The organism is Clostridioides sp. ES-S-0005-03 (assembly GCF_020658455.1).
Lineage (GTDB): Bacteria > Bacillota > Clostridia > Peptostreptococcales > Peptostreptococcaceae > Clostridioides.
Window position 1 is genome coordinate 1 of record NZ_JACVWI010000009.1, and the last position, 26,144, is coordinate 26,144.

Sequence of the window (26,144 nt, forward strand, 5' to 3'; positions counted from 1 at the left end):
TGTGGTTACAATAGCAGAGAGGATACACCTGTTCCCATTCCGAACACAGAAGTTAAGCTCTCTAGCGCTGATGGTACTTGGTGGGAAACTGCCTGGGAGAGTAGGACGTAGCCACGTAATTTTTTTTATTTTTGTCAAAAAAAACAAAAAAATTATGTATTTCTTTTTTCATTTTGGGAAAACTAAACACAGGAATTATGGATTATCATAAAAATTTAATTCTTAAGGAGTGATATGAATGAAAAAAGTTGCTTTAGTTTTAGCTATAATTGGTGCACTTAACTGGGGAGCAATTGGTATTCTAGGAACAGATTTAATAGGTAGCATTTTCGGTGGAACATATGAAATGATAAGTAGAATAATATACTTTGTTGTGGGTCTAGCTGGATTGTATTTAATACCAAGTTTAATGTCTGATGACAGAGAATAATTCAATTTTTACTTTTTTATATTAAATACCTCATTCTAAATATTTAGAATGAGGTATTTTATTTTATAAAAATATTAATTTGTATCTTTTTTAATGGTAAAATAGATAGGAATCGAAGTTTTCAAATAAGTGGTAACAGTAGGGAAAAAGGAGTAATATATGTTTATAATTAATGAATTGAGTGAAATTGTAAATAAAGAAGTAATATCTTTTCATATGCCTGGACATAAAAAGGGAAAAATATATGAAAAATTAGGATATATAAATGTATTAGAAAATTTGTATAAAATGGATACAACTGAGATAATAGGGACAGATAATTTACATTCCCCAGAAGGAATTATAAAAGTCTCTCAGGAAAATACTGCAATGGTATTTAAAAGTGATTATACATATTATTTAATAAATGGAAGCAGTTGTGGCATCCAATCTGCAATAATGTCAGTGTGTAATCCTAAAAGTAAAATAATTGTGAATAGAGACTGCCACCAATCTGTTATAAACGGATGTATTTTGGGTGATGTAGATATAGAATATATTCCTTGCGAAATATGCAAAAATACTAATATTTTAAAAGGTGTGAATGTAATAAATGTAATTGATATAATAGATAAAAACTTAGATGCAAAAGCAATATTGCTTACATATCCTACATACTATGGAATGACATATGATTTGGAATATATCTGTAATTACGCACATAGCAAAAATATGGTAGTAATAGTAGATGAAGCACATGGTGCACATTTAGGACTTAGTGAGAAACTTCCTAAAACAGCTCTTGAGCAAGGTGCAGACGTGGTTATACAAAGTACTCATAAAACACTTCCATCTTTTACTCAATCATCAATGATACATGTACAGGAAGATAGAGTTGACTTAGATAAAATTTCAAACATGTTAAGAATTACTGAATCTTCAAGTCCTTCTTACTTATTATTATCTTCACTAGAATTAGCTGTAGATATATATGAAAATAAAGGCAAGGAATTAATGGAAGAACTTTTAGATAATATCCAAAATTTCAAAAATAATGTTAATAAAAATCTTGAAATATATAGTACAAATGATAAAACAAAAGTGTTCATATCTGCTAAAAATATAGGATTAACAGGATATGAATTAGAAAATATCTTAAGAAAAAAATATAATATACAGGTAGAGTTGTCTAATTATTATGGCGTTCTATTAATCTGTACAATAGGAAATAGTACTCAAGATTTCATTAGTTTAGAAACGGCATTAGATGATATTGTAATAAAAGAATTTAAATCTACAAAACTAGATAACATAAAATATCCTGTTGATATTCCACAGAAAATATTAACACCTAGAGAAGCATTTTATAAAACTAAAAAAAGTGTTAAAATATATGACAGCATAGGTAAAGTATGTGGAGAATCTATAGTACCATATCCACCAGGGATAAATATAATATCCCCTGGCGAAATAATAAGTAAAGAAATAATAGATTATTTAAAGTTTTGTAGTTCTAAAGGTATGGTTATAAGTGGACTTAAAGATATGACTTTAAATTTTATAGAAATAATAGATTTAGAACATATATAAAGTAGGATTACTATGAAGAATCTATAGAATATTTATATATAAATTTATTTGAATAATATACTAAAATAGGCAAAATGTTTAGATGGAGGATATTAAAATGAGAGGTAAGTTAATAATTATAGAGAGTGGTTCAGATGCGAGTGGAAAGGCAACTCAAACAAAAAAATTATATGAAAGACTAAAAAAAGAAGGCTATATGATTAAGAAGGTAGAATATCCAAACTATGAGTCTCAATCATCTGCTTTGGTAAAAATGTATTTGAGAGGGGATTTTGGTAAAAATGCCTCAGATGTAGACCCATATATAGCATCAACTTTTTTTACAGCGGATAGATATGCATCATTTAAAACCGATTGGGAGGAATTTTATAATAAAGGTGGAATAATTATCGCTGATAGATATACAACCTCTAATATGGTGCACCAAGCTTCTAAAATGGACATTGCTGATAGAGAGGAATATCTTAACTGGCTGGCTGATTATGAATTTAATTTATTTAAAATACCTCAACCTGATTGTGTTGTATTTTTAGATGTTCCTATTGAGTTTAGTGAAAAACTTATGGAGAATAGAAAAAACAAAATTACAGGAGAAAAAGAGAAAGATATTCATGAAAGTGATATAGAGTATTTAAAGAAATCTTATAATAATGCTCTATATATAGCAGATAAATATGATTGGAAAAAAATAAATTGTGTTTCAAATAATAAATTAAGAAGTATTGAAAGTATACATAATGAAGTTTATGAAATAGTTCTTGATTCAATAAAATCTATGGAGAGATAAATATGTATTTTGAAAATATTATAGGACAAGATTTTGCAAAAAAATATTTAATAAATTCTATAAATAAAAATAAACTTAATAATGCGTATATGTTTGAAGGAATAGATGGAATAGGAAAAAAGAAATTTGCTGATGAGCTATCAAAATTGTTACTTGACTATGTAAATCTAGAAAATAGTCCAGACTATGTACTTATAAATCCAGATGGAAATAGTATAAAAATAGCTCAGATTAGAAACTTACAATCAGATATAGTAGTACGACCTCATAAAGACTATAAAATATATATAATAAATAATGCTGAAAAGATGACGGTAGAAGCTCAAAATGCCCTTTTAAAGACATTAGAGGAGCCTCCAAGTTACGCTATAATAATTTTAGTCACAAATAATAAAGAATCATTATTAGAAACGATAAAATCTAGATGTGACATAATAAAGTTTTCGCCTATACCAATAGCAGATTTAAAAACTTATTTAATAAATAAGGGCATAGAAGAAGAAAGAGCCCAAATATTGGCCACTTTTTCAAGAGGTAGTATTGAAAATGCTTTAGACTTATCTCAGTCGGCTGAGTTTTCAGTAATGAGGGACGATATACAACAATATATCCAAATAATGCTAGATAAAAATATAGTAGAGATTCTAAATATACCAAATAACATGGAGAAATATAGAAATCAGATTATAAGTTTATTGGATATTATGATAAACTATTTTAGAGACATTATTTTATTAAAAGAAAATGTAAATAGAGATATGTTAATAAATATAGATAAGCTAGTTTTTATCCAAAACATGAGTGGAAAAATTAGTTATTCTCAATTATCTAAAATTATTGATATAATAGAAGGTACAAAGACTAAAATTAAAAGTAATTGTAATTTCAATATAAGCATACAAGTTATGTCTTTAAATATATACGAGGTGATTAAATGATAAAAATAGTAGGAATTAGGTTTAAAAGTGCGGGGAAAATATATTATTTTGACCCTGTTGATTTTAATATAGAGCAAGATATGGATGTAGTTGTAGAAACTGCAAGAGGTTTAGAGTATGGTAAAGTAGTGGTTGGGCCAAAAGAAATGGACGAGAGCGAATTAGTTTCTCCTTTAAAGCCAATTATAAGAATAGCTACAGAAGAAGATAAGAAAATATATTTAGAAAATAAGGAAAAAGCAAAAGAGACTTTTGAATTATGTCAACAAAAGATAAAAGAACATGAGTTAACAATGTTTTTAATAGATTGCGAATATACATTTGATAGAAATAAATTGATTTTTTACTTTACAGCAGAAGGTAGAATAGATTTTAGAGAATTAGTAAAAGATTTAGCTGCCATATTTAAGACTAGAATAGAACTTAGACAAATCGGTGTTAGAGATGAGGCAAAGTCTATAGGAGGTCTAGGACCTTGTGGTAGAAAGCTTTGCTGTTCTTCTTGGTTAGGTGATTTTCAACCAGTTTCAATAAAAATGGCAAAAGACCAAAGCTTATCTTTAAATCCAACAAAGATATCTGGTATATGTGGAAGATTATTCTGTTGCTTAAAATATGAACATGATGTATATAGTGAAGCAATAGAAAAAATGCCTGTTGTGGGTGCATTGGTGCAATCAGATGATGGAAAAGGAAAAGTTGTAGAGGTAAATCCTTTGCTAGAACAAATCAAAGTGGAATTCCAAGACAAAACAGTAAAAATATATACAAGAGAAGATATAAAAATACTTAAAGAGCCTAAAAAGTGTGAGGGCTGTGGTGGTAAATGCAAGGGCAATGATGGATTAGATGAAGCTACACTAAAGGAGTTAAAGAAATTAGAAGATTAAATTTAAGGTAGGGCTTCTCCTACCTTTTTTAAAGCAATTAATGCTTAGAGCTACTAATATTTGAGGAGAGTTATATATGGGCATACAATTAAAAGATTCAGAGAGAATCGACGATTTACAATTAAAAGGTCTTAAAATTATACAAGATACTAATGGGTTTTGTTTTGGTATAGACGCTGTTTTATTAGCTAATTTTGCAAAAGTAAAAAAAGATGCTAAAGTTGTTGATTTAGGCACTGGTACAGGAATTATACCAGTTCTAATTGCAGGTAAAAGTGAAGCTAAGAAAATTATTGGTGTAGAAATACAAGATGATGTATATGAAATGGCAACTCGTTCTATAAAACTAAATAATTTGGAAGAAAGAGTTGAGATTATAAATGGAGATATAAAATCAATAGACAAAGTTTTGGAAGTTAATGGATATCATGTAGTTACATCAAATCCTCCATATATGCATATTGATGGTATAAAAAATCCAAATGATAAAAAAGCAATATCAAGGCATGAAGTAAAATGTAATCTAGAGGATGTAATAAAGACCGCATCTAGATTAGTTATGCCTAGAGGTAAATTTTTCATGATACATAGACCAACAAGATTGGTTGATATAATAACTTTAGGGAGAAAATACAGATTAGAGCCAAAAGTTATTCAGTTTGTTCATCCAAGACCTAAAAAAGCACCTAATTTGGTTTTGGTTCAATTTGTAAAAGATGGCAGACCAGAGCTTAAGATATTAGACCCACTATATGTCTATGGAGAAGATGGTAATTATACAGAAGAATTAAAATCAATATATAATAATGAAGATATAGGAGAGTTATAGATGAGTGGAAAATTGTACATATGTCCAACACCAATTGGAAATTTAGAGGATATAACGTATAGGACTTTAAGAATCTTAAAAGAAGTAGATTTAATTGCGGCAGAAGATACAAGACACAGTATAAAGCTTTTAAATCATTTTGAAATCTCAAAACCTTTGACTAGCTATCATGAGCACAATAAAGATTCAAAAGGCGATTATTTAATCAATAAATTAATTGATGGAGAAAACATAGCTTTAATAAGTGACGCAGGTATGCCTGGTATATCTGACCCAGGAGAAGAGATAATAAGACAGTCCATACAAAATAATATAGAGATAGAAGTATTACCAGGAGCAACAGCATTTGTAACAGCGTTGGTTGGCTCTGGTATGGATACACATAAATTTGTTTTTGAAGGTTTTTTGGATAGAGATAAAAAAGTTAGAAGACAACAGCTAGAAGAAATAAAAGAGGAAAGCAGAACTATAATTTTTTATGAATCACCACATAGATTGAAGGATACACTAAAAGATATGCTTAAAATTCTTGGAAATAGAAAAATTTCTGTAAATAGAGAGCTCACAAAAAAATATCAAGAGATAATAAGAGAAGATATAGAAACTGTTATAAAAATATTTGAAGAAAACGAAGTAAGAGGAGAGTTTGTATTAATAGTAGAAGGTTTCTATGGTGAAAAATCAGAAAAAAGAGATTATGATGCTCTTACAGATAGAGAATATGTTTTAAAGTTAATTGAAAGTGGTATGAACAAAAAAGATGCAATAAAAGTAGTTTGTAAAGATAGAAAATTAAAAAAGGATATTGTTTATAAACAAGTTCTGGATTTATAAAACCTGAATCTGAGGTGATTTTATGGAAATAGGAAAAATTATAATAGAGAGTTTAAAAAGGAAAGATACACATAAAACGTTTATAGAGTTGGATAAAAAGAATGAACTAGAAAAAGCAATCCCTAAAGTAAAAGCAATGAAATCTGTAGGAGAATGTAAATATCATGTTGTTAACTGTTTTGAACATTCTATAAATGCATTAAAAGAATTAGAAGTAGTGCTAAATGACAAAGAATTTTTTCCAAATCATTTGAGAGAACATGTGTCAAATTATTTGAATTTATATATTGATGATGAAATAAATAAGTCACAAGCATTAAAGTTAGGAATCTTTTTACATGATATAGGAAAGCCAGATAGTGTAACTTTAGATGAAACAGGTAGAGTTCATTTTACAAATCATGAAAAAATAGGTGCACAAATAGTAAATAATATGGGTACAAATTTAGAGTTATCAATACAGACATATAAACTTATAAGTAAATATGTAAGATATCATATGACACTTTTATCTTTATATAAGAAAAATGATTTGAGTAAAAAAGAGTTAGCTAATGTATTTAATTTAGTAGATGAAGATACTATAGGTATAATATTACTTGGATATGCAGATATAGTATCTACTATAAAATTATTAGGCAAGGATGAAGAAGTAGGAGTATTAAAGACCTATATGGAATATATTCTAACAAATTACTTATATAAGAGTAATTATACAAATGTATAAAGTTAGTTAATATAATTTAAGACTTATTTAGTTAATATAATTTAAGACTTATACAATTGATTTAAATTTAAAATATACAAACTTTAAAAACCTAAAAGAAGTTGTCTTTAATAGAATTAAAAAAGACAACTTTTTTTACATCAAAACTTAAAATTTTATTAAAAATATTCAATGGTGTATTAGCGAATAAACCATTAATGTTCAATTTATCTTACAATATTGATTTTGCTTGTATCGGTGTTGATAATATAACAGATGTCTTGGTAGAACCTATTTTCTTTATAGTATCAATCACGTTTTCTAATTCATACATATCTTTTACAATAACTTTTAAAAGTAAGCAATCATCACCTGTTATGTGGTGACATTCTACAATTCTAGGGTCCTTTCCAGCAGACTCAATGAATTCTGTATATCCATTACTTGGAAGAGATATGTGAATAAACGCTTTTATAACTCTACCTAATGAATCTGGATTAACAATTGCTTTATATCCTTCTATAACACCAGATTCTTCTAATCTCTTGACTCTTTCTGAAACTGCAGGAGAAGTTAAACCAACTATTTTTCCTAAGTCCTTCATAGAAATTCTCCCATCATCCTGTAAAATTTCTATGATTCTGTAATCTGTAACATCCATAAATAAACAGTCCCCCTTAAATAAAAATAATTAATGCCTATAAAACTTTTTTAGAATCTATCATTTTTGTTTTTAAATACCAAAGATCTCTAGATAAATCAACCTTGTAAATGTGTGGATTCGAAAGTCTTTTGTATTGTTCCCAGATAGTACTTAATTCATATTGTACATGATTTCTTATTTCAAGAACAGGTTTTTTATTATATTTGCATATTCCTTTTATATACAATGGATTAAGAAGCTCTTTAACTTTATAATTTGTAAACGTCTTCGTTTTCCATGTATATGTAGGATGGAAGATTTCTAAAGGTTTAGATTCATCTATAACTTCATCATGTAACATAATTAAATCTGCCTCTGCTTTATTGTCCTCGTTATATATTCTTATAACTTTCTTGTAACCAGGATTATTTATTTTTTCTGGATTTTCAGAAATCTTTATCTTAGGTTCAAGAGTTCCTTTTTCACAAGATGCAGCTAATTTGTAAACTCCTCCAAGAGAAGGTGAATCGAAAGATGTAATGAGTTTCGTACCTACTCCCCATGAATTTATAGTAGCTCCTTCTGCCTTAAGTGATGTTATAGTGTATTCATCAAGGTCATTAGATGCAGTTATACTAATATCTGAAAAACCAGCACTATCGAGTTGTTTCTTTGCTTCTTTAGATAGATAAGCTAAATCTCCAGAGTCTAGTCTTATACCCATAGGTTTGTATCCTTTTTCAGAAATATTTTTGAAGACTTTTATTGCGTTAGGTACACCACTATTTAATACATCATAAGTATCCACAAGTAGTAGGCATTTATCTGGATAAACATCAGCATATGCTTGGAATGCTTCAAGCTCAGTATCAAATTTTTGTACCCAACTATGAGCATGTGTACCAATTATAGGAACATCAAACATCTTTCCAGCTAATACGTTTGCAGTTCCAGAACAGCCACCAATTACAGCAGCTCTAGCTCCATATATACCTGCATCTGGACCTTGTGCACGACGTAATCCAAATTCAAGTACAGTATCTCCTTGAGCTGCAAAGCAAACTCTAGATGCTTTCGTAGCAATAAGAGATTGAAAATTGACTATTGTCAACAATGCTGTTTCAATAAGTTGAGCTTGATACAAGGGTGCTTTAACAGTAATCAATGGCTCATTAGGGAACATTATAGTCCCTTCTTCAACAGCATAAATATCTCCTGTAAACTTAAACTCTTTCAAAAATTTTAAAAACTTGTCAGAAAATAAATTTAAGCTTTTTAAGTACTCCAAATCTTCATCTGAAAAATGAAGGTTATCTATGTATTCAACAACCTGATCAATACCACAAACTATAGTATACCCTCCATCACAAGCGTTTTTTCTAAAAAACATATCGAATACAACAATGTCTTCGTGAATATTTTTTTCAAAATAGCCATTTAACATAGTAAGCTGATATAAATCAGTAAGAAGTGTTAGATTTCTCATTATTTCTCTCCTTAATTATTATTAAATATTAAAAATTATAAAAACTCCCACACTTATACTAAAACATAATATAGTACAACTTTCAAGTATAAAGTATTACCTAACTATCATAAAATTATTTAAAGAGGAGGTTGATTATAATAGGAAAAATATGGTTTTACATGGTATCAATAGGAATAATAGGAAGTTTGATTTCTAAAAATATGGGAGAATTAAATAAAGTTATATTGAGTGAAACATCAAAAGGTATAGAATTTGCAATAAGTCTAGCTGGTATTATGGCACTCTGGATGGGTATAATGAATATTGCAAAAGAGTCAGGCTTGATTGAAAAAATAGGTCAGAAATTAAATCCTATAATGAGAAGATTGTTTCCTTCTATTCCAAAAGGTCACAAAGCAATGTCTTATATAGTTATGAATATTGCCTTGAACATGTTGGGTGCTGGGAATGGTGCAACAGCATTTGGCTTAAAAGCAATGAGTGAGCTTCAGACTTTAAATAACAAAAAAGATACAGCTACCAATGATATGATTATGTTTATGGTAATAAACATATCATCTATACAGATAATTCCATTTACTATAATTAAATTAAGAATGGATATGGGAGCTCAAAACCCAAGTGAAATAATTTTTACAACTTTATTTGCAACCATAATATCTACAGCAATAGCAATAATAACATGTAAATTTTTTCAAAGAAGATATAGATAAAGGGGATGTAGATATATGGAAGTATTTTCAAACTTACTTATACCAGTAATAATTTTGTACATAGTAGTTTATGGTAAATATAAAAAAATAGATGTATATGATAGTTTTGTAAAAGGGGCAATTGATGGTTTAAAGGCTGCATGGGATATTTTACCTTATATAATAGGTATATTTTTAGCAATAGGAATATTTAAAACTGGTAAAGGTCTTGATATGTTAGAATGGTTATTTACACCAATAGCAAATATGATGAGTATACCAAAAGAATTAATAGGTTTAATAAGTGTAAAACCTTTATCTGGAAGTGGTGCCTTGGGAATGTATAGCGAACTTGCACATAGAGTTGGAATAGGCAGTTTAGTAGAAAAAATGGGTGCTACAATTGTAGGCTCTTCTGAGACTATTTTTTATACAATGGCAATCTATTATGGGAGTTTAAAGATAAAAAATACTAGACATACATTGTCATGCGCTATGATTAGTCATGTTGCAGGAGTTATAGCAGCAGTTTTTATTTGCTATGTAATATTTGTATAATTTGTTGACAATGTGGGAAAAATTTTATAATATAGTGATTATATAGAAATAAATTGTAATATGAATTATAAGCTATGAAAAGAAGAGTAGATAAGGATTTTTTCTATCAGAGAGCTAGGTTAGGTGAAAGCTAGTGTAAAAAGATTTATTGAAGATGGTCTTGGAGCTTTTTATCTGAGCATATATGCTAGGGTAAAACGGTTGGGCACGTTATAGTCTACTAAGGTATCTATAAAGTTAATTTCTACATTTCATGTGAAACATAATCGTTATAGATGAATTAGGGTGGTACCGTGAATAATCTCGCCCCTATGTTAAATCATAGGAGGCGATTTTTTATTATTTTAAATGAAATATATATAATTATGAACGATAAAAAATTAGGAGGTAAGTAATATGAGCAAACCGAGTTTTTATGTAACAACACCAATATACTATCCAAGTGGAGGATTACACATAGGTCATACTTACTCAACAGTAGCTGCAGATACAATAGCTAGATTTAAACGTTTCTGTGGATATGATGTAAAGTTTTTGACAGGAACAGATGAACATGGTGAAAAAATACAAAAGAAAGCAATAGAACAAGGAATGTCAGAAATAGAATACCTTGATGGAATGATAAAAGATATAAAAGCATTATGGAATACTATGGATATATCTTATGACGATTTTATAAGAACAACAGAAAAAAGACATACAGATATAATACAAAAAATATTTACTAAGTTATATGAACAAGGTGATATATACAAAGGAGAGTATGAAGGTAGATATTGTACTCCTTGTGAGAGTTTCTGGACAGAATCACAGTTATTAGAAGGAAACAAATGTCCTGATTGTGGAAGAGAAACATACTTAGTAAAAGAAGAATCTTATTTCTTTAGACTATCTAAATATGAAGATAGATTAAAAGAGTTATTTAAAGACGATAGTTTCTGTTTCCCAGCTGCTAGAAAAAATGAAATGGTGGCAAATTTCTTAGATAAAGGGCTAGAAGATTTAAGTGTAACAAGAACAACTTTTGACTGGGGAATAAAAGTTCCTTTTGATGAAAAGCATGTAATTTATGTATGGGTAGATGCTTTATGTAACTATATAACAGCATTAGGATATATGACAGATAATGATGAAGAATTTAAAAAATATTGGCCTGCAAATGTTCAAATAGTAGGTAAAGAGATAGTGAGATTCCATACAATAATATGGCCAGCACTTTTAATGGCTTTAGGTTTAGAAGTTCCAAAACAAGTATTTGGTCATGGATGGATATTGTTTGCTGATGATAAAATGAGTAAATCAAAGGGTAATGTTGTTTATCCAGAGCCAATAATAGAAAGATATGGAATAGATACTCTTAAATATTTCTTATTAAGAGAGTTTGCATTTGGTCAAGATGGAAGTTATACTCATAGAAATTTTGTAACAAGAATAAATTATGACCTAGCAAATGATTTAGGAAACTTAGTAAGTAGAACTGTAGCAATGGTTGAAAAATACAACGGTGGTATAATACCAACAGTAAAAACTTCAACTGATTTTGATGCTGATTTAAAAGAGCAAGCTGTATCAACTAGAGAAAATTTTGAGGCTGAAATGGATAAAATGCAATTCCATGAAGCATTAGAGAGTGTATGGAAACTAGTTAGAAGAACTAATAAATATATAGATGAGACTATGCCTTGGGTACTTGCTAAAGATGAAAGTAAAAAAGATGAATTAGATACAGTTTTATATAATTTATGTGAATCTATAAGAATAATTGCAACACTAATAAATCCTATAATGAATGAAACTGCTAATAAGATATATGCACATATAGGAATAAAAGGTAAAGATGATATAACTACATGGGAAAGCACAAAGACATTTGGTCTTATTGGAGAAAATGTAAAAGTGTTTAAAGGCGAACCTTTATTCCCAAGACTAGATGTAGAAAAAGAAATAGAAGAATTAACTAAAATGTTTTCTGGGAAACCTCCAGTAGAAGAAAAACCTTTAGAGCATAAAGAAGAAATTACTATTGATGATTTGGATAAAATAGAGCTTAGAGTAGGAAAAATAATAAGTTGTGAAAAGCATCCAAAAGCAAATAAATTATTAGTATCACAAGTTAAGATTGGACCAGAAACAAGACAAATAGTGTCTGGAATAGCTGAATACTATAAACCAGAAGATTTAGTTGGTAAAGAGGTTACAGTGGTATGTAACTTAAAACCAGTTAAGTTAAGAGGTGTAGAATCTCAAGGGATGATATTAGCAGCAGGAGATGATGGTGACCCTTATGTTCTACCATTTACACAAGGTGCCAAGGATGGATGCGAGGTTCGCTAATAGGCAATTAAACAGTAAGGAGATAAAAAATGTTATTTGACTCACATGCACATTTAAATGATGAAAGTTTTGATGAAGATAGAGATGAACTTATTGGTTCATTAAAAGAAAAAGGTGTAGATTTGGTTGTAAATCCAGGAGCAGATATAGAAACTTCTATAACAGCAATTGAACTATCAAAAAAATATGACTTTATATATTCGGCAGTTGGGGTACATCCACATGATGTATCAAAACTAGATGATACAGCAATAGACACTCTAAGAAGACTTGCAACTGAAAATGAAAAGGTTGTGGCTATAGGAGAGATTGGGTTAGATTATTATTATGATTATTCTCCAAGAGAAGAGCAAAAAGAGTGGTTTAAGAAACAAATTGAACTAGCTAATGAGTTAAAGCTTCCAATAATAATACATGATAGAGATGCACATGCGGATACTTTTGAGATAATAAAAAACACTAAGAGTCCTGAAATAGGTTGTGTGCTTCATTGTTATAGTGGTAATGTGGAATTAGCTAGAGAATATGTTAAAATGGGATGCTATATATCAATTCCAGGAACAGTTACTTTTAAAAATAATAAAAAAACTAGAGAAGTTGTAAGAGAGATACCTCTAGAAAGACTGTTTATAGAAACTGATTCACCATATATGTCACCAGAACCACATAGAGGAAAGAGAAATAATCCTTCTCAAGTAGCTTTTGTTGCAGATAAAATAGCTCAAGAAAAAGGAATATCTTATGAGGAAGTGTGTAAAATTACTAAAGAAAATGCGAAGAAGTTCTTTAATATAAAATAAGTAAATTAAAAATAAAATTTACAATTATACAAAAATAATAGTTATAAATATAGAAAAAGCATACCATTCAGTTTGAATGGTATGCTTTTTTTATTTGTAATATTATAATTTTTTATTAGTTTTACAACATACTTCTTAACATTGTTAAAAAAGAATTTACAAGATATTCACTAGAATTAACTCAAACATAATATCCATTTAACTTAGATTGTATATTATATTCTTAGAAATAAGTAAATAAAGGAAAGATTAAGGAGGCAAAATTTTGCATACAGTTGATAGTACTAAGATATTGATAAATATGAACTATGAGAAATTAGAGCAAATATATTTAATGATAAAAAATACATCAAGCATTTCTATAATTAAAGCCCCTAGCTTAGCTACAGTGATGGTGAGAGCCAACGAAAGTGTAAAAAATACTACATTTAATTTAGGAGAAATACTAGTTACAGAGTGTAGTGTTAAGGTAGATGAAAGCTTAGGTTATGGTATAGTTGCAGAAAATAATGAAAAAAAAGTTATTTGCTTGGCAACTATAGATGCAGTTTTACATAGCAATAATAATAAATTTGATGAATTAAAGAACTACATAAATAAAAGTATCTGTGAAGAAAGTTTAAGATATGAGCAAGAACTTATTAATGAATTTAGTTTAATTAATAAAACAAAAGTCCAATTCAATACTATGGATTAAGTAGGAGGAGAATCATGGTAAGTTACACGCAAGAAATATATAGAAAGTTGCTAGATAGTGCTTCATTTCCTGGGAAATTAAATAACATCAATAATATAAATATAGAAAATAATACAAAATTATCAAATGGAGCAATTGGTATAGCAATTACTTTATTAGACCAAGAAGTTACCTTCTATATAGAAAACTGTACTAAAGAAGATATAAAAAATATAAGAGCGCTGACAATGTCAAACCAAGTAAATTACAATAAATCAGATTATCTGTTTTTAGATATTAATTCAGAATTAGATATACTACAAATTAAAATAGGTTCTTTTGAATATCCTGATGAAAGTACAACTATAATACACCAAGTAAATGAACTATCAACAGATTATAAAGATAAATTCATAAGACTTTATTTAAGTGGTCCTGGTATAAAATCTAAAAAGAATTTATATATAGATGGAGTTAAACAAGAATTCTTAGAAAGATTACTTATGATAAATAAAGACTATCCGACAGGGGCAGATTTGATTTTAATAGATAACAAAGGAGAACTTGCATTTATACCAAGGTCATCAAAATTAAGTTGGGAGGTATTATAATAATGGCTTATGTGGCAGTTAAAGGTGGAGAAGAAGCTATATTACAGGCTAAAAATATACTTGAATTTTATAGAATAAAAGGAGAAAGCCTACCAATAGATGTAAAACAAATTAAAGAGCAAATGTCTTATGCTGTGGACAAAGTGATTTCTGAAGGAAGTCTATACAATAAGGAATTATCTGCATTAGCTATAAAACAGGCTCAAGGTGATATATTAGAAGCATCTTTCTATATAAGAGCATTAAGGTCAACAATGCCTAGAGTAACCTATTCAGAACCTATAAATACAGAAGAAATGAGAATAGGTAGAAGAATATCAGCTACATTTAAAGATATACCAGGAGGGCAGTATCTTGGAGCAACTAGAGATTATGAAAATAGAATACTAAATGTAGAGTTGCTTAAAGAAGATGAAGAAAAAAATAGAGATTTTAAAGCTAACTATATAAATGACTTAGAAAAAGTGAATGAAATACCTAAATTCACAAAAGTATCTAATATATTTAGAAAAGAGAATTTGTTGGAAGAGGATACTTATGAAGATAAATTAGAAGAAGTAATAGATGATATTACAAGAAACAGCCTAAGATTTCCAGTTTCTAGGTCAGCTAAATTGCAGGCACTTACTAGAGGTGAAAGTGGAGCCGTATCAGGGTTTGCTTATTCTATTGTAAGAGGTTTTGGTGATGAACATCCATATATAAGTGAACTTAGGACAGGAGATGTATATATAAAAATAAAACATCCCATTTATGAAGATGAGCAAATAACAATCGGAGAAATGTTAGTTACTGAGTGTGAAATAGTATCAAAAGCATCACAAAGTAAGTCTGAAAATTCTAAAAATAAATCGGGAGATATAAATAAAATGTCTTTAGGATATGGTCTTTGTATGGGAAATAATGAAAATAAGGCTATATCTATGGCTATACTAGATAAATCTTTGGAACCAAATAGTGAAAAATTAGCCCAAGATGAAGAATTTGTATTACTTCATATAGATGGTATAGATTCATTAGGGTTTATATCTCACTTTAAGCTTCCTCACTATGTAGATTTTAAAGCAGATGTAGAAAGAATAAAATAGGATATGGAGGGAAATTAAGTGATATATAACTATGGTTTTTTAGATGAAAATACAAAAAAAGAAATCCGAAGAAAAATACTAAAAGCAGTTTCAATACCTGGTTATCAAGTACCTTTTGGTTCAAGAGAATTACCTATTGCTAAGGGATGGGGGACTGGAGGACTACAACTAACCCTATCATTGCTTGGTGAAAGTGATGTAGTAAAAGTGATTGACCAAGGAAGTGATGATTCTACAAATGCTTGTAATATAAGAAATTTTATTTCAAGTGTAAGTAATGTAGAAACTACAAAAGATACATTAAAATCTACATTGATTCAAACAAGACATAGAATACCAGAAGAAAAATTAACGTCTAATCAAATACTGATATTTCAAGTGCCAATACCAGAGACACTTAGAATAGTAGAGCCTAGTGAAGTAGAGACAAGAAGAATGCATTCAGAAGAAGATTACAGTAGGATGTGGGTATATCTGTATGAAGATATAGTTAAATTTGATGATATATCAATAGCAGCAGAGTATCCATGTAAAGTAAATGATAGATATTTAATGAATCCATCGCCAATACCAAGATTTGATATAAAGAAATTAAACATGTCAGATAACTTATTTTTATTTGGTGCAGGTAGAGAAAAGAGAATATACGCTATACCTCCATACACAAAGGTAGAACCTTTAGAATTTGATGACTATAAATTTGAAGAGGAAAAGTTTGAAGGAAAACATTGTAGTTTATGTAAAAGTTCAAATACATTTCTAGATGAAGTATATGATGGTGATACTAATGAAAAGTACTATAGCTGTTCTGATACAAGTTATTGTGAAAAAGTTAGGTTAAGAAATGATGGCGTAGATGTGGCAATTGGAGGTGCTTGGAATGAGTAGTGCAAAACTAGGCGAAGACAAAAAAATAGAAAATATAGATAAACAAGTGTTAATAGGAAAAAATATTAATCTTATTTATGGAGATGGATGTGAAAAGTGTTTTGAGAGTACAGGATATGAAAGTAATAATATATGTAAATATTGTGGTTCTATAGTTGCATGTAATAATGTAAATCTTGAACTTTATGAAGGAGAAGTTCTTGGTATTGTTGGAGAATCTGGTTCAGGAAAAAGTACATTGTTAAAGATTTTGTTTTTTCAAGAGAATGCAAATAGTGGAGAAGTGTACATATCAAATTATGACAATTGTACAAATATATTAGAACTCTCAGACCAAAAAAAGAGGTACATAAAGAATCATTTTATGGGTATTGTATATCAAAATCCCCATCTTGGTTTAAATTTGAATTTTAGTAGTGGTGGTAATATAGCAGAGAAATTATTAATGGCTAATATATATAATGTTGAGAAAATAAGAGATAGGGCTAAAGAGCTTCTAGTAAAGACTAATATACCTGTAGAAAGAATAGACCACAAACCGAAATATTTTAGTGGGGGAATGCAACAAAGAGTTCAAATAGCAAAAGCACTTTCTAATAATCCTCCAATACTTTTATTAGACGAAGTTACAACAGGACTGGATGTTTCTGTACAAGCTGAGGTATTAGATTTAATAAGGGAAATACAAAGAGAGCTTAAAATCTCTATGATAGTAGTATCTCATGACTTTGATGTTATAAAAATGCTTGCTGATAGGACAATTGTTATGAAAAATGGAAGTGTAATCGAATCTGGTTTAACAGACCAAATAATGGAAGACCCACAGCATCCATATACTCAGCAACTTATAAATTCACTACTATAAATAATATTTGTAAATAAGTAAAATGGGGGTTTTAAATAAAATGGAAGAAATTATACTTGAAGTAAATAATTTTAGCAAAGATTTTGAATTACATGCATTAAATAAAACTATAAAAGCGTGTAGTGAAATAAATTTTACAATTTCCAAAGGTGAATTTTTAGGAATAATAGGAAAATCTGGAGCGGGAAAGTCTACTATATTAAAAAGCATTTATAAAACATATATCCCAACGACTGGAGAAATAATATTTAACTCAGAAATATATGGAAAGATAGATTTATCTACAATTGGTGACAGAGAAATGATAAATCTTAGAAAAAAGGAAATAGGATATGTATCACAGTTTTTAAAAACACTTCCACGAATAACGGCTATTGAGCTAGTAGTACATTCTTTAATTGAGAGTGGATTTGAAAAAGATTGTGCATATGATATGGCAAAAGATATACTAACTCAGTTTGAAATAAAGGAAAACTTGTGGGATGCTTATCCGAATAATTTTTCTGGCGGAGAAAAATTAAGATTAAATCTAGCACAAGCTATGGTCAAAAAACCTAGGCTTTTGTTACTTGATGAACCAACTGCATCACTTGATAATCAATCTAAAATATACGTAAAAGAAAAAATGTTGGAACTTAAAAATCAAGGAACTACAATGATAGGGATATTTCATGATATAGAATTTATGGAGACCGTTATAGATAAAACATTTACTATGACAAAAGGCACTATAAGTGAAAGTGGGGTAGCTTAGATGGTAAAATTAATTCATAATGCAAATATTGTATTGGAAGATAAAATATTAGAAAATGGCCATTTAATTATAGAAGGAGATACAATAAAGAAAGTCTCAAATGATAAGATTGATTATTTACTAGATTTCAACGAGATAGATGAAATAATAGATGCAAAAAACTTATATGTTATACCTGGTATCATAGATATTCATAGTGATGCTATTGAAAAGGAAATAGAGCCAAGACCAAGTACATTATTACCATTTAATATGGCATTTTATGAACTAGATAAAAAACTACCTGCAAATGGAATAACAACAGTTTATCATTCTATATCTTTGGGTGATGGAGTAGGAGTTAGAAGTATTGATAATTCTTTGGAAATGATTGAAAATATCGATTCGTACAAAAATATAAATAGTAAGAATATAAATCATAAAGTTCACTTAAGGTATGAAGTGTTATACCATGAAGGTTTAGAGAAGGTGTCAGAGTTGTTAGAAGAAGATAAAATAGACTATTTATCTATAATGGACCATTCTCCAGGACAAGGTCAGTATACAAATCCAAAGTTCTATAGAGAGTATGCTACTAAGGTATGGGGAGTAACAGAAAATTATGTAGATACATGGTTAGATGACTTAGTAGATTTACATGATAATTTAGATTGGAATAAAATAGCCAGTGTTATAGGAGTGGCAAAAACTAAAAATATAAATGTTGCATCACATGATGATGATACGTTAGAAAAAATGGATTTTATAAAAAATATAGGAGTTAATGTATCTGAATTTCCTATAACTCTTGAAGTTGCAAAATATTCAAAGAAACTGGGTGTTTTAACTTGTTTAGGTGCCCCAAATATTGTAAGAGGGAAATCTCATAATAACAACTTAAAGGCAATGGATGCTATATTGGAAGACTGTTGTGATATTGTTTGTTCAGACTATCTTCCATCAGCAATGATAAAGTCCATGTGCATAGTTGCACAAGAAACTAACAATCTAAATAAAGCAGTTAACCTATTTACTTCAAATCCAGCTAAAGCAGTTGGTATATATGGTGAAAGAGGTAGCATAAAAGAAAATAAAAAAGCGGATTTAGTTTTATTGGATATTGATAGTGAGTATCCAAGAGTTGTAAATACTATTGTAAATGGAAAAACAGTTTATAAAAGGGAGGTATAAAGATTGTTAACAGATTTACATTGTCATACAAGCATATCAGATAATAACTTCACTACAGAAGAAATAATTAAGAGAGCATCAGAAAATAATATAAGTGTTTTAGCAATAACAAATCATGATACATTGTCTGGATTAGATGAAGCTATCATATTGGGAGAAAATTATGGAATAACTATAATACCAGGTATAGAAATATCAGCATACGATTATAAAAACAGAAAAAGAGTTCATATCTTGGGATATAACATAGATTTAAATAGTCAAGAAATAAAAAATTTATGTAATCCAATGGTTTGTGATAGACATAAAGCATCTGTTAAGATGGTAAATAAAATTATAGATTTAGGATATAAAATATCTCTAGAAGATGTAAAGAAATATTCATCAAAGACTGGAATATTTAAACAACATATAATGAAAGCACTTATAGATAAAGGATACACAGATAAAATATATTCAAGTTTATATAAAGAGTTGTTTCATAGAGGAAATGGTAAGGCGTATGTATCTTTAAAATATGTAGATTATAAAGATGCAATAAGAGCTATAAAAAGTTCTGGTGGAATTTGCGTACTAGCTCATCCTGGGCAAATGGACAATTTTAATGCTATTGAAGATATGGTGAATGTTGGATTAGATGGGATAGAAGTGTATCATCCATCTCACAATAAAGACTTAGAAAAAGAGTCACTTTCTTATGCTAAGAAATACAACTTAGTTGTTACAGGAGGCTCAGATTATCATGGGCTTTACTCTCAGCATGAGTGTGACCTAGGAAGTAAAAGCTTAAATAGAGAAGATTTATTTAAGTTTAGGTTAGCCTTAGGAGGGGTTTTATAAATGTCTTTTTTACAAGTTAAAGATGTAAGTAAAAGTTATGGACAAGCTAAAGTGCTAAAAGACATATCTATTGATATTGAAAAAGGAGAGTTTATTTGTTTATTGGGACCAAGTGGATGTGGGAAAAGTACATTGCTTAGGATAATTGCAGGGCTTGAAGACAAACATGATGGAAAAATAATAATAAATGATAAAGATATGACAAACTCACCACCTGAAAGTAGAAATTTTGGTATAGTTTTTCAGTCATATGCACTATTTCCAAATATGACTGTTTACAAAAACATAGCTTTTGGCTTAGAAAATAAAAATATAAATAAATCTAATATTGATAAGAAAGTTAATGAAGTTTTAGAGGTAGTAGAATTAAGTGGATATGAGAAAAAGTATCCCTCTCAATTATCAGGAGGGCAACAACAGAGAGTCGCACTAGCTCGTGCAATTGCTCTAGAGCCAGATTTTTTACTTCTTGATGAACCATTATCTGCATTGGATGCAAAAGTAAGATTGAAACTTAGGGAACAGATTAGAAGCTTACATAGAAAACTGGGTATTACTACTATAATGGTAACTCACGACCAAGAAGAGGCACTTTGCTTGGCGGATAAAATGGTTGTTATGAATAGTGGAGAAATAATACAGGTTGGGACTCCAAAAGAAGTATATAAAAATCCAGAGACCCCTTTTGTAGCTGATTTTATAGGAACAATAAACTTTATAGATGATGGTATTAATAAGATAGCTATCAGACCAGAAGATATAAAAGTAGAATTTAATAGAGATTCTAAAGACAATGATATCAAAGTTGGAGAGATTTTAGATATTGAATTTAGAGGATTTAACTATAGAATTACAGTTGAGTATTGTTCTAAGAAAATAAAATTAGATATAGTTTCAAAAGTTGCAGAACAAATGAAACTGTGTATAGGGTCTAAAATAAATTTTAAAATTCCCAAAGAAGGAATTGTAGAATATAAATCAGAGGGATGTGCTTAATAGCTAGGGGTGAATAAATGATAACAACAAAAAACAAAAGAAGGATAAGTGATAGTACAATACAAAAATGTTTTTTAATTTTTTCGCTAATTATACTAATAGTATTTATATTGTTTCCTTTAGTATCATTATTAAAAAATGCATTTTTAGATACAAGTGGAAACTTCATAGGTATTTCAAATTTTAGTAAATATGCTGAAAATCCAAGTCTTATAGCATCATTTAAAAATTCAATTTTTGTATCTACAGTTTCATCTTTAATATCACTATGTTTAGCATTTATCTATTCATATGCAATAACAAGAACAAATATAAAATTTAAGAATTTTTTTAAAACTATGGGAATGTTTCCCCTTTTTGCACCAACTATGTTATATGGTATTTCACTTATATACCTGTTTGGAAATAAAGGAATATTTACAACAATGGGATTTGAGATACCATTATATGGACCATTAGGAATAATTGTCTCTCAAATACTGTTTACATTTCCACAAGCTTTTTTAATACTATCCGTTGCTCTTTCAATGGCAGATTATAGACTTTATGAAGCAGCAGATAGCTTAGGGGCTAGTGATTTTAAAAAGTTTTTTAAAATTACAATTCCAGGCATAAAGTACTCACTAGTAAGCTCCTTCTTTGTATCCTTTATACTTGCATTTACAGACTTTGGAGCAGCAAAAGTAGTCGGAGGAAACTATAATGTGTTAGCTACAGAGATATATAAGCAAGTAGTGGGGCAGTTTAACATACCAATGGGAGCAACTGTTTCTATGGTAATGTTGATTCCTGTACTAATAGCTTTTACATTAGACAAGGTGGCAAGTAAAAAACAAGGAATGACTATAACAGCAAAATCTATGCCTTATAAAATTAAAGAAAACAAATTTAGAGATAGAGTATTTTTAATAGCATGTAGTTTTATAACTTTATTAATCTTCATTTTGATATTTGTTTCAGTTATAGGTTCAGTCATAAAATTATGGCCATATAACCTAAGTTTTACAATGGAACATTATACATTTAAAGGTATTTTAGGAAGCGGATTAAAAACCTATTTAAGCAGTTTAAAAATATCAACATTAACAGCTATATTTGGAACTATATTTGTGTTTTTTAGTGCATACATGATAGAAAAAGTAGATAAGTTTCCACGATTAAGACAAACAGCTTACTTTTTATCTATGATACCAATGGCATTACCAGGTCTAGTGCTAGGAATATCATATATAACTTTTTTTAACTCAGTAAGTAATCCACTAAATTTCCTATATGGTGGTACAGCTATACTTGTCATAGTAAATATAGTACATTTTTACTCTGTTTGCTTTATAACTTCAAATTCGTCACTAAAAATGTTGGATAGAGAGTATGAGTTAGTTGCAAAATCTATAAATATTCCCTTTTATAAAGTGTTTTTCAACATCACAGTACCAATGTCTATAACATCAATACTTGAGATAGTAGTATATTATTTTGTAAATTCAATGGTTACTGTTTCAGCATTAATATTTTTATATACTCCTCAGACTCAGACTGCATCAATATCCATATTGAAGTTAGATGAGATAGGATATATAGGACCATCAGCAGCTATGGCAGTATTAGTGCTTTTAACAAATATAATAGTAAGACTTTGCTATGAATTCGTAACAAAAAAATTAAAAAATAATACACAAAAATGGCAACAAAAAGATGTTGCATAGGGGAGGTAAAGATGAAATTTAAGAAGCTAGTTTCTTTAGGAGTATTATCAACACTTTTATTGAGTGTAATAACAGGATGTAGCACTGCCTCATCAGGTGGAGACTCAAAGTCTGATAGTAAAACAAAAGGTGATTTAACAGTTTACACAGCAATCGAAGAAGACAGTATAGACCCATATTTAGCTACATTTAAAGAAAAATACCCAGATATTAAATTAAATGTTGTTAGAGCATCAACAGGAGATATAACAGCAAGACTATTAGCAGAAAAAGATAACCCTCAAGCAGATATTGTATGGGGGATTGCTGCCACAAGCTTGCTAGTTGCAGATGACCAAGGAATGTTAGAACCATACGCTCCAGAAGGGTCTGATAAGATAGACCCTGCATTTAAAGATGATAAAGAAGTACCTTCATGGGTTGGAATAGATGCTTGGATGACAGGTATAACAGTAAATACTAAAGAATTAAAAGATAAAAATATACCAGTTCCTAGTTCTTATGAAGATTTGATAAAGCCAGAATATAAAGGTCTTATATCTATGCCTAATCCATCTTCTTCTGGTACAGGATATTTAACGGTATCAGCGCTTATACAAATTATGGGAGAAGAAAAAGCATGGCAATATATGGATAAGTTACATGAAAATATTGGTGTATATACTCAATCAGGTTCAGCTCCAGCTACATCAGCAGCTTCAGGAGAGTATCCTATAGGGATATCTTTTGGATACAGAGGCATAAAATTAAAAGAAGAAGGTTATCCAGTAGAAGTAGTGTTTCCAAAAGAAGGTTCTGGATGGGATATAGAAGCAAATGCTCTTGTAAAAAAAGATAATATAAAAGAAGCTTCTAAGGTATTTTTAGATTGGGCAATAAGTAAAGATGCAATGAATGAGTATTCTAAGAACTATGCAGTTACTACAGTTGATACAGGAAATCCAATCCCAGAAGGATTCCCTAAAAAGCCATTAGAACAAATGATAGATAATGATTTAAAATCAGCAGCAAAAAATAGAGAAACTATATTAAATAAATGGATATCAAAATATGATGGAAAGACAGAAAAGGAAAGTTAAATTCATTAATAAAATACAATAAAAAAGAGCCTAGAATATAAAATTTATATCTAGGCTCTTTTAATGTATATTTGTCCTGAGTTCTACATCTTTTTCTATAAATCATTAATATTAAAAAAGAAAATTGTATGGATGATATAATATTAATACAGGTAATGCTACATGGGACTTATTGTTGCTTATAGGTGATTCAATAGAATATAATAGTGAATATATTTATCTAGTAGGAATAAATTTTTCTTAAACTATAGATTTCTAAATAAAAATAAATAGGTTAGTGCCTTGATTAAATTAAATAAAAACCTTAAAATAAAGAGATGTAAACAAAAACTAAAAACAAATAAAAGGTGAATTTATATGATAAAAGAGATAATAGTAGTAGAGGGAAGAGATGATGTTACAGCTGTTAAGAGAGCAATAGATGCAGAACTTATAACCACAGGTGGATTTGGATTTCCAAAAGGAGTAATGGAGCGTATAAAATCAGCTAATGAAAGACGAGGAGTTATAATATTTACCGACCCAGATTTTGCAGGTGAAAAAATAAGAAAAAAAATAGCATCAGAAGTTCCAGGATGTAAACATGCGTTTTTACCAAGAGAAGAAGCTAAAAAGGATGGAGATATAGGTATAGAAAATGCTACTCCTAAAAGTATAATAGCAGCTTTAAATAAAGTTAGAACTGAAAGTACAGAGAAAAGAGATGAATTTAAACAAGTTGATTTGATTAGAAATGGTCTTATAGGAAATGAAGATGCATCATCTAGGAGAGATGCACTTGGTAAAATACTTGGGATTGGTTATGGAAATGCAAAGCAATTTTTAAATAGATTAAATAATTATGGTGTTGAAAGAGAAGAATTTATAAGTGCATTAAAACAAATTTAAATGTAAGCATGTATGATATGAAAAAAATATATAAAAAATAAATATAAAATTATGGAGTAATTTAAAATAAATTATCTTTAATAAATATTTTGCTTTAAACACATGTAAATAAGTATAATTAATAGGATAAAATCTTAAAATAAGTTAAAAAGGAGTAAACGATGGATAGACTATCTTCACACAGTGCAACGAAAGAAGTAGTACAAAAACATAATTTTAAATTTTCAAAGTCTTTAGGTCAGAATTTTTTAATAGATAGTAATATAATAGATAAAATATTGGATGGAGCTAGAGTTACAGAAGGAGATAACATAATAGAAGTAGGTCCTGGGATAGGTACACTTACTCGTGAAATGGGTAAGGTAGCAGAGAAAGTGGTAGCTATAGAAATTGATAGAAACTTAATTCCTATATTGAAAGATACCTTATCAGATTTAGAGAATATAGAAGTTATAAACCAAGATATATTAAAAGTAGATATACAAGAACTAGTAAAAGATAAATTAAATGGTGGACCAGTTAAGCTTGTAGCAAATCTTCCATATTATATAACTACACCAATAGTTATGAAATTTTTAGAAGAGGATATACCTGTAACGGATATAGTAGTTATGGTTCAAAAAGAAGTTGCAGATAGAATGAATGCTGTTCCAAGTACAAAGGATTATGGAGCATTGTCCATAGCTGTTCAGTACTATTGTGAAACAGAAATTGTAGCAAAGGCTCCAAGACATATGTTTATACCACAACCCAATGTAGATTCAACGGTTATAGGTTTACATGTCAGAGCTGAAAAGAAATATGATGTTCATAATGAAGAACTATTTTTCAAGACAGTAAAAGCATCTTTTGGACAAAGAAGGAAGACTTTACTTAATTCATTGGGAGGCCTTGGTTTTCTTAATAAGGACGAAATAAGAGAAATATTAAAAGAAGCTAATATAGATGAAAAAAGACGTGGTGAAACTCTTAGTATAGAAGAGTTTGCAGTTCTTTCAAATATAGTAAATACAAAAGTATCTTCTAAATAGGAGGTACTTTTTTTTATTTTATTAACATATATTGTTTAGAGAAACTGTGTTAA

Annotated in this window: 27 protein-coding genes, 1 rRNA gene and 1 other annotated feature; of the genes, 26 read left to right on the top strand and 2 right to left on the bottom strand. The window is 29.1% G+C overall.

Annotated elements, in window-relative coordinates:
* The 9 genes from rrf (at window position 1) to IC218_RS19185 (ending at window position 7,004) form a co-directional block, all read left to right on the top strand.
* Window positions 1–117 (top strand): 5S ribosomal RNA (gene rrf / locus IC218_RS19145).
* 121 nt (window positions 118–238) lie between these two features.
* Window positions 239–430: a DUF378 domain-containing protein gene (locus tag IC218_RS19150; protein ID WP_227436395.1), complete on the top strand. Its 192-nt coding sequence runs from the start codon at window positions 239–241 to the stop codon at window positions 428–430.
* A 159-nt stretch (window positions 431–589) separates the two neighbouring features.
* Complete coding sequence (locus IC218_RS19155; protein ID WP_227436393.1) at window positions 590–1,999, top strand: aminotransferase class I/II-fold pyridoxal phosphate-dependent enzyme; 1,410 nt, start codon at window positions 590–592, stop codon at window positions 1,997–1,999.
* A 97-nt stretch (window positions 2,000–2,096) separates the two neighbouring features.
* A complete protein-coding gene (locus IC218_RS19160; protein ID WP_227436391.1) occupies window positions 2,097–2,786 on the top strand; it encodes a dTMP kinase in 690 nt (229 codons plus the stop codon).
* 2 nt (window positions 2,787–2,788) lie between these two features.
* Window positions 2,789–3,724, top strand: coding sequence for an ATP-binding protein (locus tag IC218_RS19165; RefSeq protein WP_227436388.1), 936 nt, complete (start codon window positions 2,789–2,791; stop codon window positions 3,722–3,724).
* On the top strand, window positions 3,721–4,614 hold the full coding sequence (locus IC218_RS19170) for a stage 0 sporulation family protein (RefSeq protein ID WP_227436386.1): 894 nt from the start codon (window positions 3,721–3,723) through the stop codon (window positions 4,612–4,614). The genes IC218_RS19165 and IC218_RS19170 overlap by 4 nt, the downstream gene beginning before the upstream one ends.
* A gap of 76 nt (window positions 4,615–4,690) precedes the next feature.
* On the top strand, window positions 4,691–5,443 hold the full coding sequence (locus tag IC218_RS19175; RefSeq protein ID WP_227436384.1) for a tRNA1(Val) (adenine(37)-N6)-methyltransferase: 753 nt from the start codon (window positions 4,691–4,693) through the stop codon (window positions 5,441–5,443).
* Complete coding sequence (rsmI, locus tag IC218_RS19180; RefSeq protein WP_227436381.1) at window positions 5,444–6,277, top strand: 16S rRNA (cytidine(1402)-2'-O)-methyltransferase; 834 nt, start codon at window positions 5,444–5,446, stop codon at window positions 6,275–6,277.
* 22 nt (window positions 6,278–6,299) lie between these two features.
* Window positions 6,300–7,004: an HDIG domain-containing metalloprotein gene (locus tag IC218_RS19185; protein ID WP_227436379.1), complete on the top strand. Its 705-nt coding sequence runs from the start codon at window positions 6,300–6,302 to the stop codon at window positions 7,002–7,004.
* A 211-nt stretch (window positions 7,005–7,215) separates the two neighbouring features.
* On the opposite strand, the gene IC218_RS19190 is transcribed toward IC218_RS19185, so the two are convergent.
* On the bottom strand, window positions 7,216–7,644 hold the full coding sequence (locus IC218_RS19190; RefSeq protein ID WP_021386461.1) for an Lrp/AsnC family transcriptional regulator: 429 nt from the start codon (window positions 7,642–7,644) through the stop codon (window positions 7,216–7,218).
* Window positions 7,645–7,681: 37 nt separating this feature from the next.
* Window positions 7,682–9,112, bottom strand: a complete 1,431-nt coding sequence (locus tag IC218_RS19195; RefSeq protein WP_227825267.1) for a nicotinate phosphoribosyltransferase — start codon at window positions 9,110–9,112, stop codon at window positions 7,682–7,684.
* Between the two features lie 131 nt (window positions 9,113–9,243).
* Between IC218_RS19195 and IC218_RS19200 the strand changes: the two genes are divergently transcribed.
* The 17 genes from IC218_RS19200 to rsmA all read left to right on the top strand — a co-directional run bounded on the left by IC218_RS19200 (window position 9,244) and on the right by rsmA (window position 26,091).
* Entirely contained in the window at window positions 9,244–9,828 is a 585-nt protein-coding gene (locus tag IC218_RS19200) for a nucleoside recognition domain-containing protein (RefSeq protein ID WP_227436375.1), read from the top strand.
* 15 nt (window positions 9,829–9,843) lie between these two features.
* Window positions 9,844–10,365: a spore maturation protein gene (locus tag IC218_RS19205; protein WP_227436373.1), complete on the top strand. Its 522-nt coding sequence runs from the start codon at window positions 9,844–9,846 to the stop codon at window positions 10,363–10,365.
* A 65-nt stretch (window positions 10,366–10,430) separates the two neighbouring features.
* Window positions 10,431–10,679 (top strand) — a binding site (T-box leader).
* Between the two features lie 82 nt (window positions 10,680–10,761).
* A complete protein-coding gene (gene metG / locus IC218_RS19210; protein ID WP_227825268.1) occupies window positions 10,762–12,699 on the top strand; it encodes a methionine--tRNA ligase in 1,938 nt (645 codons plus the stop codon).
* Between the two features lie 29 nt (window positions 12,700–12,728).
* The gene (locus IC218_RS19215; RefSeq protein ID WP_227436369.1) at window positions 12,729–13,499 is read left to right on the top strand and encodes a TatD family hydrolase; all 771 of its coding nucleotides are present in this window, start codon (window positions 12,729–12,731) and stop codon (window positions 13,497–13,499) included.
* A 265-nt stretch (window positions 13,500–13,764) separates the two neighbouring features.
* Window positions 13,765–14,196 carry a phosphonate C-P lyase system protein PhnG gene (gene phnG / locus IC218_RS19220; protein ID WP_227436367.1) on the top strand — a complete coding sequence of 144 codons (432 nt, stop codon included), beginning with the start codon at window positions 13,765–13,767 and terminating at the stop codon, window positions 14,194–14,196.
* 14 nt (window positions 14,197–14,210) lie between these two features.
* Window positions 14,211–14,786, top strand: coding sequence for a phosphonate C-P lyase system protein PhnH (phnH, locus tag IC218_RS19225; RefSeq protein WP_227483612.1), 576 nt, complete (start codon window positions 14,211–14,213; stop codon window positions 14,784–14,786).
* A gap of 2 nt (window positions 14,787–14,788) precedes the next feature.
* Window positions 14,789–15,874 carry a carbon-phosphorus lyase complex subunit PhnI gene (locus IC218_RS19230; RefSeq protein ID WP_227436363.1) on the top strand — a complete coding sequence of 362 codons (1,086 nt, stop codon included), beginning with the start codon at window positions 14,789–14,791 and terminating at the stop codon, window positions 15,872–15,874.
* A gap of 18 nt (window positions 15,875–15,892) precedes the next feature.
* On the top strand, window positions 15,893–16,762 hold the full coding sequence (locus IC218_RS19235) for an alpha-D-ribose 1-methylphosphonate 5-phosphate C-P-lyase PhnJ (RefSeq protein WP_227825269.1): 870 nt from the start codon (window positions 15,893–15,895) through the stop codon (window positions 16,760–16,762).
* On the top strand, window positions 16,755–17,627 hold the full coding sequence (locus IC218_RS19240; RefSeq protein WP_227483610.1) for an ATP-binding cassette domain-containing protein: 873 nt from the start codon (window positions 16,755–16,757) through the stop codon (window positions 17,625–17,627). Before IC218_RS19235 ends, IC218_RS19240 begins: the two co-directional genes overlap by 8 nt.
* Window positions 17,628–17,667: 40 nt before the next feature.
* Window positions 17,668–18,381 (top strand): phosphonate C-P lyase system protein PhnL, encoded by a 714-nt coding sequence (locus tag IC218_RS19245; RefSeq protein WP_227436358.1) that lies wholly within the window; start codon window positions 17,668–17,670, stop codon window positions 18,379–18,381.
* Window positions 18,382–19,551: an alpha-D-ribose 1-methylphosphonate 5-triphosphate diphosphatase gene (locus IC218_RS19250; protein WP_227436356.1), complete on the top strand. Its 1,170-nt coding sequence runs from the start codon at window positions 18,382–18,384 to the stop codon at window positions 19,549–19,551.
* A gap of 3 nt (window positions 19,552–19,554) precedes the next feature.
* Complete coding sequence (locus IC218_RS19255) at window positions 19,555–20,391, top strand: PHP domain-containing protein (protein WP_227436354.1); 837 nt, start codon at window positions 19,555–19,557, stop codon at window positions 20,389–20,391.
* On the top strand, window positions 20,392–21,387 hold the full coding sequence (locus tag IC218_RS19260) for an ABC transporter ATP-binding protein (RefSeq protein WP_227436351.1): 996 nt from the start codon (window positions 20,392–20,394) through the stop codon (window positions 21,385–21,387).
* Window positions 21,388–21,404: 17 nt separating this feature from the next.
* Complete coding sequence (locus IC218_RS19265) at window positions 21,405–23,093, top strand: putative 2-aminoethylphosphonate ABC transporter permease subunit (RefSeq protein WP_227825270.1); 1,689 nt, start codon at window positions 21,405–21,407, stop codon at window positions 23,091–23,093.
* Window positions 23,094–23,104: 11 nt separating this feature from the next.
* Entirely contained in the window at window positions 23,105–24,172 is a 1,068-nt protein-coding gene (locus IC218_RS19270) for a putative 2-aminoethylphosphonate ABC transporter substrate-binding protein (RefSeq protein ID WP_227436348.1), read from the top strand.
* Between the two features lie 357 nt (window positions 24,173–24,529).
* Window positions 24,530–25,060 (top strand): ribonuclease M5, encoded by a 531-nt coding sequence (rnmV, locus tag IC218_RS19275; RefSeq protein WP_227436345.1) that lies wholly within the window; start codon window positions 24,530–24,532, stop codon window positions 25,058–25,060.
* A gap of 161 nt (window positions 25,061–25,221) precedes the next feature.
* Window positions 25,222–26,091: a 16S rRNA (adenine(1518)-N(6)/adenine(1519)-N(6))-dimethyltransferase RsmA gene (gene rsmA / locus IC218_RS19280; protein ID WP_227825271.1), complete on the top strand. Its 870-nt coding sequence runs from the start codon at window positions 25,222–25,224 to the stop codon at window positions 26,089–26,091.
* Window positions 26,092–26,144: the final 53 nt, after the last annotated feature.

What these genes read in the sequence shown, in the direction of transcription:
- IC218_RS19150 (WP_227436395.1), top strand. Translation starts at nt 239, where the DNA reads ATGAAAAAAGTTGCTTTAGTTTTAGCTATAATTGGTGCACTTAACTGG.
- IC218_RS19155 (WP_227436393.1), top strand. Translation starts at nt 590, where the DNA reads ATGTTTATAATTAATGAATTGAGTGAAATTGTAAATAAAGAAGTAATA.
- IC218_RS19160 (WP_227436391.1), top strand. Translation starts at nt 2,097, where the DNA reads ATGAGAGGTAAGTTAATAATTATAGAGAGTGGTTCAGATGCGAGTGGA.
- IC218_RS19165 (WP_227436388.1), top strand. Translation starts at nt 2,789, where the DNA reads ATGTATTTTGAAAATATTATAGGACAAGATTTTGCAAAAAAATATTTA.
- IC218_RS19170 (WP_227436386.1), top strand. Translation starts at nt 3,721, where the DNA reads ATGATAAAAATAGTAGGAATTAGGTTTAAAAGTGCGGGGAAAATATAT.
- IC218_RS19175 (WP_227436384.1), top strand. Translation starts at nt 4,691, where the DNA reads ATGGGCATACAATTAAAAGATTCAGAGAGAATCGACGATTTACAATTA.
- rsmI (WP_227436381.1), top strand. Translation starts at nt 5,444, where the DNA reads ATGAGTGGAAAATTGTACATATGTCCAACACCAATTGGAAATTTAGAG.
- IC218_RS19185 (WP_227436379.1), top strand. Translation starts at nt 6,300, where the DNA reads ATGGAAATAGGAAAAATTATAATAGAGAGTTTAAAAAGGAAAGATACA.
- IC218_RS19190 (WP_021386461.1), bottom strand. Translation starts at nt 7,644, where the DNA reads ATGGATGTTACAGATTACAGAATCATAGAAATTTTACAGGATGATGGG.
- IC218_RS19195 (WP_227825267.1), bottom strand. Translation starts at nt 9,112, where the DNA reads ATGAGAAATCTAACACTTCTTACTGATTTATATCAGCTTACTATGTTA.
- IC218_RS19205 (WP_227436373.1), top strand. Translation starts at nt 9,844, where the DNA reads ATGGAAGTATTTTCAAACTTACTTATACCAGTAATAATTTTGTACATA.
- metG (WP_227825268.1), top strand. Translation starts at nt 10,762, where the DNA reads ATGAGCAAACCGAGTTTTTATGTAACAACACCAATATACTATCCAAGT.
- IC218_RS19215 (WP_227436369.1), top strand. Translation starts at nt 12,729, where the DNA reads ATGTTATTTGACTCACATGCACATTTAAATGATGAAAGTTTTGATGAA.
- phnH (WP_227483612.1), top strand. Translation starts at nt 14,211, where the DNA reads ATGGTAAGTTACACGCAAGAAATATATAGAAAGTTGCTAGATAGTGCT.
- IC218_RS19230 (WP_227436363.1), top strand. Translation starts at nt 14,789, where the DNA reads ATGGCTTATGTGGCAGTTAAAGGTGGAGAAGAAGCTATATTACAGGCT.
- IC218_RS19240 (WP_227483610.1), top strand. Translation starts at nt 16,755, where the DNA reads ATGAGTAGTGCAAAACTAGGCGAAGACAAAAAAATAGAAAATATAGAT.
- IC218_RS19245 (WP_227436358.1), top strand. Translation starts at nt 17,668, where the DNA reads ATGGAAGAAATTATACTTGAAGTAAATAATTTTAGCAAAGATTTTGAA.
- IC218_RS19250 (WP_227436356.1), top strand. Translation starts at nt 18,382, where the DNA reads ATGGTAAAATTAATTCATAATGCAAATATTGTATTGGAAGATAAAATA.
- IC218_RS19260 (WP_227436351.1), top strand. Translation starts at nt 20,392, where the DNA reads ATGTCTTTTTTACAAGTTAAAGATGTAAGTAAAAGTTATGGACAAGCT.
- IC218_RS19265 (WP_227825270.1), top strand. Translation starts at nt 21,405, where the DNA reads ATGATAACAACAAAAAACAAAAGAAGGATAAGTGATAGTACAATACAA.
- IC218_RS19270 (WP_227436348.1), top strand. Translation starts at nt 23,105, where the DNA reads ATGAAATTTAAGAAGCTAGTTTCTTTAGGAGTATTATCAACACTTTTA.
- rnmV (WP_227436345.1), top strand. Translation starts at nt 24,530, where the DNA reads ATGATAAAAGAGATAATAGTAGTAGAGGGAAGAGATGATGTTACAGCT.
- rsmA (WP_227825271.1), top strand. Translation starts at nt 25,222, where the DNA reads ATGGATAGACTATCTTCACACAGTGCAACGAAAGAAGTAGTACAAAAA.